Origin of the sequence: Sodalis sp. C49, assembly GCF_046352915.1 — a bacterium.
Taxonomy (GTDB): Bacteria; Pseudomonadota; Gammaproteobacteria; order Enterobacterales; family Enterobacteriaceae; genus Acerihabitans.
The window spans coordinates 3,952,312-3,968,011 of record NZ_CP163303.1; the positions used below are offsets into that span (position 1 = coordinate 3,952,312).

Here is a 15,700-nt window from a genome sequence, read left to right on the forward strand (position 1 = left end):
TCCTCCGGTCGCTTGTTGTCGCTGGTCCTTGCCCTGTTGCTGATCATGCCGCCTGCCGGCGCCGCGCCGTTGTCCTACGGCATTGAAAATGATATCCAGCATCCGGTGTCTGCCCGGCACGGCATGGTTTCCACGGTAGACGAGACGGCAACGGGGGTGGGGTTGGATATCCTGCGCGCGGGCGGCAACGCGGTGGATGCGGCGGTGGCGGTAGGGTACGCGCTGGCGGTAACCCACCCGCAGGCGGGCAACCTGGGCGGCGGCGGTTTTATGCTGGTGCGCACGCGACAGGGCGAAACGGTGGCGATTGATTTTCGTGAAATGGCGCCGGCCGGGGCCACGCGCGATATGTTTATCGGCCCGGACGGCAACGCCGACAGCAAACGTTCGCTGACCGGTCCGCTGGCCTCCGGTACGCCGGGCACCGTCGCGGGTATGTCGCTGGCGCTGGACCGTTTCGGCACCCTGCCGCTGGCCCGGGTGATGCAGCCGGCCATTAAGCTGGCCCGGGAGGGGTTTAGCGTTGATAAGGCCCTGGCCGACGACCTGGCCTCTTATGGCAGAGAAGCGCTTATCAACCATCCGAACAGCAAGGCGGTATTTTTTAAAGCCGACGGCCAGCCCTATGCCGAGGGGGAGAGACTCAGCCAGCCGCAGCTGGCCCACAGCCTTACGCTTATCGCCGAGCAGGGGCCGCAGGCGTTTTATCAGGGCGTCATCGCTGACGAAATCGCCGCCGAGATGCAGCGTGACGGCGGGCTTATCGGCAAGGCCGATCTCGCCGCCTACCGGGCGGTGGCGCGCCAGCCGGTATCCGGCAGCTATCGGGGATATCAGGTCTTTTCCATGCCGCCGCCTTCCTCCGGCGGCATCCATATTATCCAGATCCTGAATATCCTGGAGAATTTTGACCTGGCGCATATGGGCGCCGGCAGCGCTGACGCCATCCAGGTGATGGCGGAGGCAATGAAATTCGCCTATGCCGATCGCTCGGAATATCTCGGCGATCCGGACTTCGTCAAGGTTCCGGTCCAGGCGCTGACCAGCAAGGCCTATGCCAAAACCCTGGCGCAGCGCATCGATGTCAACCGGGCCAATCCGTCGGTCACCATCAAGCCTGGCCAGTTGCAGCCCTACGAGAGCGATCAGACCACCCATTACTCGGTGGTGGATGGGCAGGGCAACGCGGTGGCGGTAACGTATACCCTCAACACGTATTTCGGCAGCGGCATCATGGCCGGCGACAGCGGCATTCTGCTCAATAACGAAATGGATGATTTTTCCGCCAAACCCGGCGTGCCGAATATGTATGGGCTGGTGGGCGGGGACGCCAACGCCGTCCAGGCCGGTAAGCGGCCGTTGTCCTCCATGTCGCCCACCATCGTGGTAAAGGACGGCAAGACCTGGCTGGTTACCGGCAGCCCCGGCGGCAGCCGCATTATCACCACCGTGCTGCAAATGCTGGTCAATACCATCGATTTTCAGATGAATGTCGCCGAGGCAAGCGCCGCGCCGCGGTTTCATCAGCAGTGGACCCCGGACGAGCTCCGGGTGGAAAAAGGCTTTAGCCCGGATACCCTCAAGCTGCTGGGCGAACGGGGACAGCACATCAAGGTCTTGCCGGTAATGGGCAGTACGCAGAGCATCATGGTGATGCCCGACGGCACGTTTACCGGCGCCTCGGACCCGCGCACCATTGATGACCTGACCGCCGGTTATTAACGCCGCCTTGGGGCGGCACAGGCTGGGGCCGGCGGCCGGTCTCCGCCTGTGTGCTCATTAAACATCCATCTGTAAACCCGATTAATCAAAATTATCTGAACGAATCCGCTAGAATAGCGCTTTGGTTTTACAGGATAGCCCAACGTGCCGCTGCTTATCATCACCACCATTTTATGGGCGTTTTCATTCAGCCTGATCGGCGTATACCTGGCCGGACAGGTCGACAGCTATTTTTCGGTGCTGGTGCGTCTTACGCTTGCGGCGCTGGTTTTCCTGCCGTTCTTGCGCTGGCGCGGCTACCGCGTCAAGCCGCTGCTGCTGTATATGGCGATCGGCGCCTGCCAGTTGGGCATCATGTATATGATTAGCTACCGGGCCTATCTCTATCTGTCGGTGCCGGAATTTTTACTGTTTACCGTCATGACGCCCTTATACGTGACGCTGGTATACGACCTGCTGCGCCGTCGCCGGCTGCGCTGGGGATATGTGCTCAGCGCCATGCTGGCGGTGGCCGGCGCGGCTATCATCCGCTACGACGGCGTCAGTGCGCATTATTGGCACGGCCTGCTGCTGGTGCAGGCGGCCAATTTGATGTTCGCTATCGGCCAGGTGGGCTACAAACGGCTGATGGAGGTATACCCGATGCCGCAGCATACGGCGTTTTCCTGGTTTTACCTCGGTTCGTTTATCGTGGCGCTGGCGGGCTGGTGTCTGTTCGGCAATGCGCAGCAGTTGCCCGCCACCTCATTGCAATGGGGCGTGCTGATCTGGCTGGGGGTCGGCGCTTCGGCGCTGGGGTATTTTATGTGGAACTACGGCGCCACCCAGGTGGATGCGGGTACGCTCGGTATTATGAATAACTTTCATGTTCCCGCCGGCCTGCTGGTCAATTTCGCCATCTGGCAACAACAGCCGCACTGGCCGAGTTTTATCGTCGGCGCGTTGGTGATCATGGCGTCGCTGTGGGTTCACCGCCGCTGGATCGTTGGGCATCCCGCACATACGGCAAATGCGCGCAGGCATGCTGACGAGACGAGCGAATAAAGGCCTCGATGACCGGCTGGCGCTGCTCGCCGTCCCTGACCGCGGCGTAAAGCCGGCTCCACAGCCCTTTACCCAGGGTCTTGGTCACAATCAGTCCCTGGCGCTCAAAACTTTCCACCACCCAATGTGGCAGCGCGGCGATGCCCATGCGCGCCGACACCATCTGTATCAGCAGTAGGGTATTGTCCACGCTCTTGAGTACCGGACTTATGCCCGCCGGCTGCAGGAAATGCCGCCAGATATCCATACGCTGGCGCTGAACCGGGTAAATCATCAGCACTTCCTCGCTTAAATCCGCGGGCGCTATCCGCTCTTTTAACGCCAGCGGATGATCGGGCGCCAGCACCAGCCGCACTTCATAATCAAACATCGGCACATAAAACAGCCCGCTGCGCGGCAGGATATCCGAGGTCAGCACCAGGTCCAGCTCGCCCTGCTGCAGGGCGGGCTGCGGATCGAAGGTTACGCCCGAGCGAAAATCCACCAGTACCTGCGGCCATAGCTCGCGAAATTCGGTAAGCGCGGGCGTTAGCCATTGAATACAGCTATGGCACTCAATGGCCAGGCGCAGCGTGGTCTGGCGCGGCTCCAGGCAGTTTTGCAGCGCCTGCTGCACCTGGGGCAGGATTTGTTCGGCCAGCTGCAGCAGGATCTCGCCCTGAGGGGTAAAACGCAGCGGCTGGCTTTTGCGCACGAACAACCGGAAGCCCAGCCGCTGCTCCAGATCGCTGAACTGATGCGAGAGCGCGGATTGCGTCTGGTGAAGCTGCGCCGACGCGGCGGCCAGCGAGCCGCTGTTACGCAGCGCCTGCAGCGTGCGCAGATGTTTAAGTTCGATCATGAGGGTGTTTCACCTGGAAGTGAATAATTTGCGCTTGTGGATAATACAGTACATGGTGAATATGGATGTGTAAACATCCGGACGTCTAAATGGGAGAGAGCAATGGCAATTTTAAGTCACACACTGGGTTTTCCGCGCGTGGGCTTGCACCGCGAACTGAAAAAAGCGCAGGAAAGCTATTGGGCAGGGAAATCGTCGCAGCAGGACTTGCTGGCCGTGGGCCGCGAACTGCGCGCGCGCCACTGGCAACAGCAGAAAGATGCCGGCGTGGACCTGCTGCCGGTGGGCGATTTTGCCTGGTATGATCATGTTCTGACCACCAGCCTGATGTTGGATAATGTGCCGGCGCGCCATCGCGACGGCGCCAATGCGTCCGATCTTGATACCCTGTTTCGCATCGGCCGCGGCCGGGCGCCCACGGGTGAACCCGCCGCCGCCGCGGAAATGACCAAATGGTTTAATACTAATTATCACTATATGGTGCCGGAGTTTTCCCGCGGCCAATCTTTCCGCCTGGGCTGGACGCAACTGCTGGACGAAGTGGACGAAGCCCTGGCGCTGGGCCATAACGTCAAGCCGGTGCTGCTGGGGCCTGTCAGCTATCTGTGGCTGGGTAAGGTAAAGGGTGAAGCCTTCGACCGCCTGTCGCTGCTGACCGGAATATTGCCGGTGTATCGCCAGGTACTGGCGGAGCTGGCTAAACGCGGTATCGAATGGGTGCAAATCGACGAGCCGGCGCTGGTATTGGAACTGCCGCAGGCCTGGCGTGACGCCTATCAAACCGCCTATCAGGATTTGCAGGGATCGGTCAAGCTGCTGCTGACCACCTATTTCGACAGTATCGGCCACCATCTGGACCAGATTCGCGCGTTGCCGGTCCAGGGCCTGCATGTAGACCTGGTGGCGGGCAAGGATAATCTTGCTGTACTGCACGCGCAGTTGCCGGCGGACTGGCTGCTGTCGCTGGGCATCATCAACGGCCGCAACGTCTGGCGCGCCGACCTTGCCGCCTGCCTTGAGCGCATCCAGCCGCTGGCCGGCCAGCGCCCGCTATGGGTGGCAACCTCTTGTTCGCTGTTGCACAGCCCCATAGATTTAAGCGTCGAGACCCGTCTGGACGACGAGGTGAAAAGCTGGTTCGCCTTTGCCCTGCAAAAATGCGCCGAGCTGGGACTGCTGCGGGCGGCGCTGGCGCAGCCCGATGACGCGCATCTGCGGGAACTGGCGCAATACAGCCAGCCTATCCGCAATCGCCGTCATTCCAGCCGGGTCAATAATCAGCAGGTCAGCGCCCGCCTGGAAAAAATCACCGCGCAGGACAGCCGGCGCCAACAGCCTTATACGCAGCGCGCCCAGGTGCAGCGCCGGCGTTTTGACCTGCCGGCATGGCCGACCACTACCATAGGTTCATTCCCGCAAACCGCCGATATCCGCGGCCTGCGCCTGGACTTCAAACGCGGGCGCCTGGATAAAGCGCGCTACCGCACCGGGATTGGCGAGCATATTAAACACGCCATCGCCGAACAGGAACGCCTGGGGCTTGATGTGCTGGTGCACGGCGAGGCCGAGCGCAACGATATGGTGGAGTACTTCGGCGAACATCTGGACGGCTTTGTCTTTACGCAAAACGGCTGGGTGCAAAGCTACGGCTCCCGCTGTGTAAAACCGCCGATTATCATCGGCGATATCAGCCGCCCGTCGCCCATCACCGTGGAATGGGCGCAGTATGCCCAGTCGCTGACCGACAAGCCGGTGAAAGGCATGCTTACCGGTCCGGTGACCATCCTGTGCTGGTCGTTCCCGCGCGAGGATGTCAGCCGTAAGACGATTGCGCGCCAGATAGCTTTGGCGCTGCGCGATGAAGTGGCGGATTTGGAGCAGGCGGGCATCGGCATTATCCAGATCGACGAACCGGCGCTGCGTGAAGGGCTGCCGCTGCGGCAAAGCGAGTGGCCGGCCTACCTGGCATGGGCGGTGGAGGCCTTCCGTTTGAACGCCGCGGTGGCGCGCGACGACACCCAGATCCATACCCATATGTGCTACTGCGAGTTTAACGACATCATGGATGCCATTGCGGCGCTGGACGCCGATGTGATCACCATCGAAACTTCGCGTTCGGATATGGAGCTGCTGGAAAGCTTTAAGGAATTTGATTATCCCAATGAAATCGGACCCGGCGTTTATGATATCCATTCCCCGAACGTGCCGAGCGAGGAGTGGATCGTCACGCTGCTGCGCAAGGCCGCCGAGCGTATTCCGGCGGAACGCCTGTGGGTCAATCCGGATTGCGGACTTAAAACCCGCGCCTGGCCGGAAACCCGCCAGTCACTGGCGAATATGGTCAGCGCCGCGAAACGACTGCGCGCCGAACAAAGATAAGCCAATTAAGAGGCGCCTTCCGGCGCCTTAATTTATTTCACGCCGTACTTATCAAACCATGCCAGCATACGCCGCCAGCCGTCGATGGCCGACGGCGCATGGTAACTGGCGCGGTAATCGGCATTAAACGCATGTCCCGCATCGGGGTAGACCATAATCTCCGCAACCGCGTTGGCGGCGCTGACCGCCTGGCGCATGGCATCAATACTCGCCTGCGGAATACTGGTATCCTGCCCGCCGTACAAACCCAGCACCGGCGCGGTGAGCTCCGCGGCGACATCCACCGGATGGCGTGGCGTAGTCAGGGTTTTGTCACCCACCAGTTTGCCATACCAGGCCGTCGCCGCCTTGAGCTGCGGATTATGGGCGGCATACAGCCACGCGATTCGCCCTCCCCAGCAAAAACCGGTGATCGCCAGGCGCCGGCTGTCGCCGCCATGGCGCGCCGCCCAGTGCGCGGTATGATCCAAATCGGCCATCACCTGAGAATCCGGTACCTTGCTGACCAACTGTTGGAATAATGTAGGAATATCATCATAAGCGCTCGGATCGCCCTGGCGGAAATAAAGCTCCGGGGCCACGGCCAGATAGCCCTGTTTTGCCAGGCGGCGGCACAGGTCGCGGATATGCTCATGCACGCCAAAAATTTCCTGGACGACCAGCACTATCGGAAAGCGTTCGCCATCCCCGGCGGGACGCGCCATATAGGCCGGCATTTCCTTACCCTGGGTGGTAATCGTCGTCATGGCCGCAATCAGCCCGATGTCGTCGGTATGGATCGCAGAGGAAGCCGGTGTACCGGCGGCCGGCGCAAATCCGGCGCGGGAGGTTACCGAAGCGATGGTGTCGTCAGGAGTCATGGGGCTACCTTGGTTATCCAGTGATTGCAGCCCTTATTATAGTCAAGTCGGCGGGTTATTGAACCGTCGAGACCGGCCATTTTTTTGCATGGAAAAGCTTTCTAAATAGGTGATAAATATCACGTCACCCGCGAAAAAAGCTTTTTTTTAAAGTTTTTATGGTTTTTGTTAGTTAAGGTCAGCTTGGTTTAACAGATAAGAATATTTTAAGTATTTAGTTTATCTATTGCTTCTGACAGGAATATTTCAATATGGTTAATATGGACACTGTATATATAAATCACCACCCCCCCGCCTTGGCGGATGGCTTTCTTCACCTCCGTGGATCACATTGCCTTGATAGATTAAAAAGCAGCCTAAAAGAGATTGTGAATAGCGTAATAAGCATGGCCAATTCATTTTATTATATAAGCCAGATCGCCTTCGCTGCCGAACATTTATGTGAGCGAATGTATTTCCGTAAAATGTCAACTCTTATGAAATGCGTAGGAAATGTGACTCATTTTTGCGCTAACGGGGGCCTTTTTATGCAGAAAATGCCGGCAATAGGCGGGTTCGCCCTAAATGCAACCGAGCATTATCCGGGCCATGGCCCTAGAAATCAGGATATGCCCCTTGTCGGCATAATTAAATTTATCACCCATAGCCATTTGCCTGATCTTATTAATAGAATAGTAAACCCCGAACATGAGAAAGCATCTTGCGTCCCGTTGAGTATGGCCGAACTGGTGAGCAAGAGCACACATGATATTATCAATCTCGTTGAGAAAGAAAAAAACGACTATGAAAAAGGTCTGTTTTTTTTAAAAGTATTGCAGAAATCAGTGGCTTTTTTTATTCAAGCGAAAAATTTAATAGATAATATAGTGGCCGCATTCAAATTCCTAAGCGGTAAGATAAATACAGCTATTGAGCGTGCAGTTTTGACGATAAAAGATCTTATCATCAATCCTTTTTTTGATGCGCTGAAAAATATGACGCAAAAGATATTCCTCTTGCTCAGCCACCTTTTTATGCGGCCATCGAGGCAATAAAGATGATTTTGACGTGGTAATAATAACGCAAAGCGTGAATAAATTATTTATATTCACGTACTAAAGTTTGCAGGATGAGACAAATTCTGCCGGGTGTTTTTACAATTTTAAAGGTTTTTTCATGACGATATCCATTGCCCATCTACCCCCACCGGTGGCGATCGACGTAAACGCCGCCGCCGATAACGCCCCCAGCGGTTTGGCGGGTATGCTGAAAATGGTCAGGAACAGTGTCGACACCCTGTCCACCCTCGCGCCGCAACTGGTCACACTCATGCAGGGCGCGGCGCTCGGTTGCGCCGTTATCGGGCTCGGGTCCAGTCCCCTGGCCGCTTCATTCGCGGGAGCCGGGAGGGCATTCGTGATTGCGGGAACGGTAAGCGGTTCGATGGCTATCCTGGCCAAAGTCTATGATTATCTTGCCGACGCGGTGCAAAAAGGCGCATCGCCCCTACTGGAGGAAATAACCTCTTTCTCCCGGGAAACGTTATACCCTATGCTGCAAACCTGCCTTGATAAAGTGAGCGAGATGATGAATGTCGGCGCGGGAGTCGTTCGTGAGTACTTAGCGGCATGTATTAGTGAACATCCCATAATCAACTATCTGCTGATAACCTTCTCTATGTCCTAACGTGTTTGGGGAGGGGGATATAGAGCTGATTTCCCCGGCCGGTGAGCCTCCTTTCGGGGAATGGCTCTCTCTATAAATATCTCGGCCGGTTTGGGCGCCATTAATCTTACTTATATAGCGCCCAATAAAAATAGCATTAAATGAAAATTGTCTTTGACGAAAATGCAACGTTCATTCAAAGTGCTGCGCTTGAATTATATTCCGTATTCTCATTTTTTGCATTTCACTACCCAGAAAAAGGATATTTCCTTTTATGATAGCCAAGAAACTATTATCAGGAGTAATTAATAGCTATGTTAAAAGGGCAGGCCTTATCAAATTCCATGTCACGGGAGAATTGTCATGTATATCTCTGCCAGTCATTCCATGCCAGACAGTACTGTAGTCCCAAAAACCACTGAACAAAACAGCGGTCCGGGCAAAAAGATATTAGCCTATCCTGTTGTCGGGGTTAAAAACGCTCCGGAGGCCTCCGCCACCTCGCCCTTTACGGCCGTCGCCCGCTTCGCGCAAAAAATAGTTAACGCCAGCGGGCTGACGAAACTGGTCTCGGGGCTTGCCGGCGTCGGCAACGCGGTGGGGCGCCTGTTCGGTATCGGCCGCGAGGTCTCGTCAGTCGCGTCTTTGTTTGCTACAGGAATAAAAGTTGCGCAATACGGCGTCCAGAAACTGCTGTATGAGGTGATGTCCCTGATGAAAGAGCAGGCGTGGACCATAATCGGTACCTGGCTGAGGGGAATCATCGACGATGGGGGGCATATGACGCCTTATGAGGTCTTCGCCAGCCTGATTACGGCCATTCGGGACAATGAGAAAATGAAGCTATTGTTCCATGAGGTGGCGACGGCTTAGCCTGTCTCAGTGAATGTGACATGCCACCGGACAATGGCGGATAAAAAATGGATAATGTCGATATTATCTGCGTGCTAACATTTTATTCTCAGAGGTATCTGCCATGTCCGCTTCCGATGTCTTTCATCTTGGCCTGACGCATGCCGATCTGCGCGGCGCCACCCTGGCCATCATTCCCGGCGATCCGCAGCGGGTGGAGAAAATCGCCCGTTTGATGGACGATCCCGAGCCGCTGGCCAGCCACCGCGAATTCACCTCCTGGCGCGCGGGTCTTGCCGGTCAGACGGTGATTGTCTGTTCCACCGGCATCGGCGGCCCGTCCACCTCCATCGCCGTCGAGGAATTGGCGCAATTGGGCATCCGGACATTTTTGCGGGTGGGCACCACCGGCGCCATACAGCCGCAAATCCCGGTAGGGGATGTGCTGGTGACCACCGCCGCGGTGCGACTCGACGGCGCCAGCCTGCATTTCGCGCCCATGGAATATCCCGCGGTGGCCGATTTCGACTGTACCACCGCGCTGGTGACGGCGGCCCGGCGACTCGGGGCCGGGGTCCATATCGGCGTTACCGCCTCGTCGGATACTTTTTATCCGGGGCAGGAAAGGTATGACACCTTTTCGGGACGGGTGGTCAGCCGCTTCAAGGGGTCCATGCGCGAATGGCAGGAAATGGGGGTGATGAATTATGAAATGGAATCCGCCACCTTATTGACCATGTGCTCCACCCAGGGGTTACGCGCCGGCATGGTGGCGGGGGTGATCGTCAACCGCACCCAACAGGAAATCCCCGACGCGTTGACGATGCAGCAAACGGAAAGCGCGGCGGTAAGCATTGTGGTTGAAGCCGCCCGGCTGCTGCTTGCCTGAGCCTTTTTCGCGGCCGGGATAAAGTTCCCGGTCGTTTGCCCCCGGTTTAATCTACCCGCGCTTTGTCATGGCATCATAGGATACAAACTCCCCCTACCGGTCTTCCCGGTACTTTACCGCCCTGCGCCAAGGGAGCCGCCTTGTCATTGGATGAAATCATTGCCCATACCACCGAATTTGTCCGCCAGCAGCAATTCTGGGCCATTCCGCTCGTGTTTATTCTCGCTTTTGGCGAATCCCTGGCGTTTTTATCGCTGCTGCTGCCCGCCACCGTCATTTTGCTGGCGCTGGGCGCGCTTATCGGCGAGGCCGGCATTGCTTTCTGGCCGGTCTATGCCGCGGCGGTGGCCGGGGGTTTTTTTGGCGACTGGCTCTCCTATTGGCTGGGATATCATTACCAGGAGCGGCTGGAGCATCTCTGGCCGTTTTCCCGGCATCCCCATATGCTGGCGCGCGGGCAGGCCTTTTTCGACCGCTGGGGTATCGCCGGCGCCTTTTTCGGGCGTTTTTTCGGCCCGCTGCGCGCGGTGGTGCCGTTGGTAGCCGGCATTTGCGGCATGCCCAGATTCTATTTCCAACTGGCCAATCTCGGCTCGGCCGCGGTCTGGGCTTTCGGCCTGCTGGCGCCCGGGGCATTTGGCATCCAATGGCTTAGCCGCTTCATCGGCTGATAAAACCCGCTGGACATCTATACAGTTCGCCCTTAACGTGGCAGTCAGTATTGTTTTAGGCGGAGGTAACATGGATTTCAGCCTGTTTTACGGCCTGGGCGGCTTGGCAATCGGGGTGCTGGCCGGTCTGCTTATCACCGCGACCCGTTATCAGCGGCAGCAGGGGCGCGCTGAGGCGGAGCTGCGCCTGCGCACGCAATCTCTGGCGACGGCGCAGCAGGAGGTGGAACGTGCGCAGGCCGCTTATCGCCAGTGCGAGCAGCAGCTGCGCGCCGCTGAGCGGGAGATGCGCGATCTGTACGGGCGTCTCGCCACCGCCGAGGAACGGCTGGCGCCGTTGGCGCACTGGCGCGGCGAATGCGAGCAACTGAACCAGGAATTGCGGGCGCAGCGCGAGGTGAACAGCGCGCAGGAAGCGGAACTGCGCGAAGTCACCATTCGCCTGGAGGAAACCCGTCTGGCCGCCGAGGAAAAACAGCGCCTGCTGGTCAACAGCGAGCAGCGGCTGGCGGCGCAGTTTGAAAACCTGGCCAACCGGATCTTCGAACAAAGCGGGCGTAAAGTGGATGAACTCAATCGGCAAAGCCTGGATTTGCTGCTTATCCCCCTGCGCGAGCAGTTGGACGGCTTTCGCCGGCAGGTCCAGGACAGTTTCGGGCAGGAGGCGCGCGAGCGCCATACCCTCACCCATGAAATCCGCAGCCTGCAGCAGCTTAACGCCGAAATGGCGCGGGAAGCGGTTAACCTTACCCGCGCGTTGAAAGGCGATAACAAAACCCAGGGCAATTGGGGCGAGGTGGTATTGAGCCGGGTGCTGGAAGCCTCGGGACTGCGGGAAGGGTATGAATACCAGACCCAGGTGAATATCCAGGTCGATGCTGACCACCGCATGCAGCCCGACGTGATCGTGCGCCTGCCGCAGGGCAAGGATGTGGTCATCGACGCCAAAATGTCCCTGGTGGCGTATGAACGTTTTTTCAACAGCGATGACGACCTGGAGCGCCAGGCCGCGCTGCTGGAGCATATCAATTCGCTGCGCGGGCACATGCGTTTGCTCGGCAGAAAAGATTACCAACAATTGCCTGGTTTACGCTCGCTGGATTATGTGTTGATGTTTATCCCCGTCGAACCGGCCTTTATGCTGGCTATAGATAAGCAGCCGGAGCTGATTGGCGAGGCGCTGAAGCAGAATATCATGCTCGTCAGCCCGACCACGCTGCTGGTGGCGCTGCGCACCATTAATAACCTGTGGCGCTATGAGCACCAGAGCCGCAACGCGCAGCATATTGCCGAGCGGGCGGCGCGGCTGTACGACAAAATGCGGCTGTTCGTCGACGATATGACCGCCGTCGGCCAAAGCCTGGACAAAGCGCAGGCAGTCTATCGCCAGGCCATGAATAAACTGGCGCAGGGGCGTGGTAATCTCATCAGCCAGGCTGAAGGGTTCAGGGCGCTCGGCGTTGAAATCAAACGTCCGATCAATCCGGTCCTGGCGGAGGAATCCGGGCGCCAACCCTATACCGACCCGCCGGGGGAAGGGGCGGTCTCAGGGCTGTATGACGATGACGGCGCGCTGTCCGCGGACGAAGCGGGCGGGCGCGGCGGCGATCTGAAACCCGGCGGGGATGAATTAACGCCGCCGGTTGACGGGGACGCCCCGGCGGCGGAGACTTCGCACCGGGAGCAGGAAGAATACCCGCTCAGGTAGGGGGTGTCGGAGTGGGGCTTTCAGCCCGCTTCTGTTACACTTCTCTGATAACTGATCAAGCAGGGCATAAAAACATGGCAGATGAAGACCAGCGTGAAACGACCCATTTCGGCTTCCGCACCGTTGCTAAGGACGAGAAGGCGGTCATGGTGGCGGATGTCTTTCATTCCGTTGCGGCAAAATATGATTTGATGAATGACCTGATGTCGTTTGGCATCCACCGTCTGTGGAAACGTTTCGCCATTCATTGCAGCGGCGTGCGCCGCGGGCAGAAGGTTCTGGATCTGGCCGGCGGTACCGGCGATCTGACCGCCAAGTTTTCCCGCCTGGTGGGCGAGGAGGGCGAAGTGGTGCTGGCCGATATCAATGATTCCATGTTAAAGGTGGGCCGCGAAAAGCTGCGTAATAAAGGCATCATCGGCAACGTGCGTTATGTGCAGGCCAATGCCGAGGCATTGCCGTTCCCGGACGACACCTTCGATTGCATCACCATCTCGTTCGGATTGCGTAACGTGACCGAAAAAGAGCAGGCGCTGCGCTCCATGTACCGGGTGCTTAAGCCGGGCGGACGCCTGCTGATCCTGGAATTCTCCACGCCATTGTTCAAGCCGTTGAACAAGGCCTACGACCTCTACTCCTTCCATGTCTTGCCGCGCATCGGCGAGATGGTGGCGCGCGACGCCGGCAGCTACCGTTACCTGGCCGAATCCATCCGCATGCATCCGGACCAGGAAACGCTGAAAGCCATGATGCTGGACGCCGGTTTTGACAGCGCCGAATATTTTAATATGACCGGAGGTATCGTTGCCCTGCACCGCGGTTACAAATTCTGATCGGGAAATGACATGCTGATGTTATTGATTACCGCAACGCTTGAAACCGCGCTGAAACGCCTGCTGTATAAAGATGGGTTTTTGAAGCCGGCGCGCCAGCGCCTGAAGGGCAAGGTGCTGCGCTTTGAGCTGGCCGAACTGGACAGCCCGGTTATCCTGGTGTTCGGCGAGAGCCAGGCGGATGTATTGTCCGCCTGGGACGGACCGGCCGACTGTACCGTCAGAACGCACTTCTCCGCCCTGCCGGCCCTGCGCCGGCGCCAGCAGTTGCCGTTATTAATCAAACAAGGCTCACTGGACGTAGACGGGGATTTGCAGGTGGTGCAGCAGTTTGTCGCGCTGCTGGACATGGCCGAGGTAGACCCGGCGGAGCTGCTGGCGCCTTATGTGGGCGATATCGTCGCCGAAGGCTTGACACAAAAATTACGCGCCCATGCCTGCGGGCTGCGACGGCGCCTGGGCGAACAGCAAACCCGGCTGGGCCAGGCGGTAACCGAGGAGTGGCGCTTATCGCCTTCCTCCCTGGAGCTGGCGTGGTTCAGTGACGAAGTCGATGCGATAGACCGCGCTGGGGCCGCCTTAACGGCCCGCCTGGCAAAACTGGAGTCCGGCCGATGATTGTGGGAGAACTGCGTCGCCTTTATTTTATCGTGCGGGTGCTGCTCAGTTACGGGCTGGACGAGCTGATTCCCAAAATACGCCTCACCCTGCCGCTGCGCCTGGGACGCCGGCTGATATTCTGGCTTCCCAATGAGCATCTGGATGAGCCGTTGGGGGTCCGGTTGCGCCTGGCGCTTCAGGAACTGGGGCCGGTTTGGATCAAGTTCGGCCAGATGTTGTCGACCCGGCGTGATTTGTTTCCCCCGGTGATTGCCGATCAGCTGGCCATGCTGCAGGATCGGGTCAAGCCTTTCGACGGCGCGCTGGCGCGCCAGCATATTGAAAAAGCCATGGGACAGCCGCTTGAGGCCTGGTTCGATGATTTCGATCAGGTCGCCCTGGCATCGGCTTCCATTGCCCAGGTGCATACCGCGCGTTTAAAAGAAAACGGCAAAGAGGTGGTGATCAAAGTGATCCGCCCGGATATCATGCCGATGATCAAGGCCGATATGCGCCTGATGTACCGCCTGGCCAGCTGGCTGCCCCGGCTGTTGCCGGACGGCCGCCGCCTGCGGCCGGTGGAAGTGGTGCTGGAATATGAAAAAACCCTGCTTGATGAACTGAACCTGCTGCGCGAAACCGCCAACTGCATCCAGCTGCGGCGCAACTTCGAGAACAGTCCGATGCTGTATATCCCCGAGGTTTACCCGGATTATTGCAGTGAAACCATGATGGTGATGGAGCGCATCTACGGTGTGCCGGTTTCCGACGTGGCGGCGCTGGAAAAACAGGGAACCAATATGAAATTATTGGCGGAACGCGGCGTGCAGCTCTTCTTTACGCAGGTGTTTCGTGATAGTTTTTTTCATGCGGACATGCATCCCGGCAATATTTTCGTCAGTTTTGAACATCCGGACGACCCGCAGTATATCGGGATAGATTGCGGCATCGTCGGCTCGCTGAATAAAGAAGATAAGCGCTATCTGGCTGAGAATTTTATCGCTTTTTTCAATCGCGATTACCGTAAGGTGGCGGAACTCCATGTAGATTCGGGCTGGGTGCCGCCCGATACCAACGTGGAGGATTTTGAGTTTGCCATCCGTACCGTATGTGAGCCCATATTCGAAAAACCCCTGGCGGATATTTCCTTCGGCCACGTCTTGCTGAATCTGTTCAACACCGCCCGGCGTTTTAATATGGAAGTGCAGCCGCAGCTGGTATTGCTGCAAAAAACGCTGCTCTACATTGAGGGTATCGGCCGCCAGCTTTATCCGCAGCTGGATTTATGGAAAACGGCCAAACCCTTCCTGGAAACCTGGATCAAGGATCAGGTGGGTATCCCGGCTATTTTGCGGGCGATGAAGGAAAAGGCGCCGTTCTGGGCGGAAAAACTGCCCGAACTGCCGGAACTGATTTATGAAGGATTCAAGCATCATAGATCGCTGCAAAAGAGCGTCGACAAGCTGACCGTCGAGCTAAAAGGACAGCACGTCCGGCAGGGGCAGGCGCGGTTTTTATTCGGTATCGGCGCCACGCTGCTGCTGTGCGGTACTTTTCTATTATCATTGGGCAACGAGATGTCATCGTTTCCCGCCTGGTTAATGGCTGCCGGCATAGTAAGCTGGATCGTTGGCTGGAAACGCACTGCGTAAATTTT

Annotated in this window: 14 protein-coding genes; 12 read left to right on the forward strand and 2 right to left on the reverse strand. The window is 57.7% G+C overall.

The features are described 5' to 3' along the window. Positions 1-45 precede the first annotated feature (45 nt). Entirely contained in the window at positions 46-1,722 is a 1,677-nt protein-coding gene (gene ggt / locus ABUK12_RS17730; RefSeq protein WP_410016696.1) for a gamma-glutamyltransferase, read from the forward strand. A 144-nt stretch (positions 1,723-1,866) separates the two neighbouring features. Further along, positions 1,867-2,766 (forward strand): carboxylate/amino acid/amine transporter, encoded by a 900-nt coding sequence (locus ABUK12_RS17735; protein WP_410013086.1) that lies wholly within the window; start codon positions 1,867-1,869, stop codon positions 2,764-2,766. Here the strand turns inward: ABUK12_RS17735 and metR are convergent. Next, positions 2,672-3,607, reverse strand: coding sequence for an HTH-type transcriptional regulator MetR (metR, locus tag ABUK12_RS17740; RefSeq protein ID WP_410013087.1), 936 nt, complete (start codon positions 3,605-3,607; stop codon positions 2,672-2,674). The genes ABUK12_RS17735 and metR overlap by 95 nt on opposite strands. A 102-nt stretch (positions 3,608-3,709) precedes the next feature. Here metR and metE point away from each other — a divergent pair, with 102 nt between their 5' ends. Next, positions 3,710-5,986: a 5-methyltetrahydropteroyltriglutamate--homocysteine S-methyltransferase gene (metE, locus tag ABUK12_RS17745; RefSeq protein WP_410013088.1), complete on the forward strand. Its 2,277-nt coding sequence runs from the start codon at positions 3,710-3,712 to the stop codon at positions 5,984-5,986. Positions 5,987-6,018: 32 nt separating this feature from the next. Here the strand turns inward: metE and ABUK12_RS17750 are convergent, their stop codons facing one another. Further along, complete coding sequence (locus ABUK12_RS17750) at positions 6,019-6,846, reverse strand: dienelactone hydrolase family protein (RefSeq protein WP_410013089.1); 828 nt, start codon at positions 6,844-6,846, stop codon at positions 6,019-6,021. Between the two features lie 251 nt (positions 6,847-7,097). Here ABUK12_RS17750 and ABUK12_RS17755 point away from each other — a divergent pair, with 251 nt between their 5' ends. The 9 genes from ABUK12_RS17755 to ubiB all read left to right on the forward strand — a co-directional run bounded on the left by ABUK12_RS17755 (position 7,098) and on the right by ubiB (position 15,695). Beyond that, entirely contained in the window at positions 7,098-7,880 is a 783-nt protein-coding gene (locus ABUK12_RS17755; protein ID WP_410013090.1) for a hypothetical protein, read from the forward strand. A gap of 121 nt (positions 7,881-8,001) precedes the next feature. Beyond that, entirely contained in the window at positions 8,002-8,511 is a 510-nt protein-coding gene (locus ABUK12_RS17760; protein WP_410013091.1) for a hypothetical protein, read from the forward strand. A gap of 342 nt (positions 8,512-8,853) precedes the next feature. Beyond that, positions 8,854-9,363: a hypothetical protein gene (locus ABUK12_RS17765; RefSeq protein ID WP_410013092.1), complete on the forward strand. Its 510-nt coding sequence runs from the start codon at positions 8,854-8,856 to the stop codon at positions 9,361-9,363. 103 nt (positions 9,364-9,466) lie between these two features. After that, positions 9,467-10,231, forward strand: a complete 765-nt coding sequence (gene udp / locus ABUK12_RS17770; protein WP_410013093.1) for a uridine phosphorylase — start codon at positions 9,467-9,469, stop codon at positions 10,229-10,231. A gap of 140 nt (positions 10,232-10,371) precedes the next feature. Further along, positions 10,372-10,902, forward strand: a complete 531-nt coding sequence (locus ABUK12_RS17775) for a DedA family protein (RefSeq protein WP_410013094.1) — start codon at positions 10,372-10,374, stop codon at positions 10,900-10,902. 70 nt (positions 10,903-10,972) lie between these two features. Further along, entirely contained in the window at positions 10,973-12,610 is a 1,638-nt protein-coding gene (rmuC, locus tag ABUK12_RS17780; protein ID WP_410013095.1) for a DNA recombination protein RmuC, read from the forward strand. A 74-nt stretch (positions 12,611-12,684) separates the two neighbouring features. Next, complete coding sequence (ubiE, locus tag ABUK12_RS17785; protein WP_331120775.1) at positions 12,685-13,443, forward strand: bifunctional demethylmenaquinone methyltransferase/2-methoxy-6-polyprenyl-1,4-benzoquinol methylase UbiE; 759 nt, start codon at positions 12,685-12,687, stop codon at positions 13,441-13,443. A gap of 12 nt (positions 13,444-13,455) precedes the next feature. Then, positions 13,456-14,061, forward strand: a complete 606-nt coding sequence (locus ABUK12_RS17790) for a ubiquinone biosynthesis protein UbiJ (RefSeq protein WP_410013096.1) — start codon at positions 13,456-13,458, stop codon at positions 14,059-14,061. Beyond that, entirely contained in the window at positions 14,058-15,695 is a 1,638-nt protein-coding gene (gene ubiB / locus ABUK12_RS17795; protein WP_410013097.1) for a ubiquinone biosynthesis regulatory protein kinase UbiB, read from the forward strand. Before ABUK12_RS17790 ends, ubiB begins: the two co-directional genes overlap by 4 nt. The last annotated feature ends 5 nt before the right edge of the window (positions 15,696-15,700 follow it).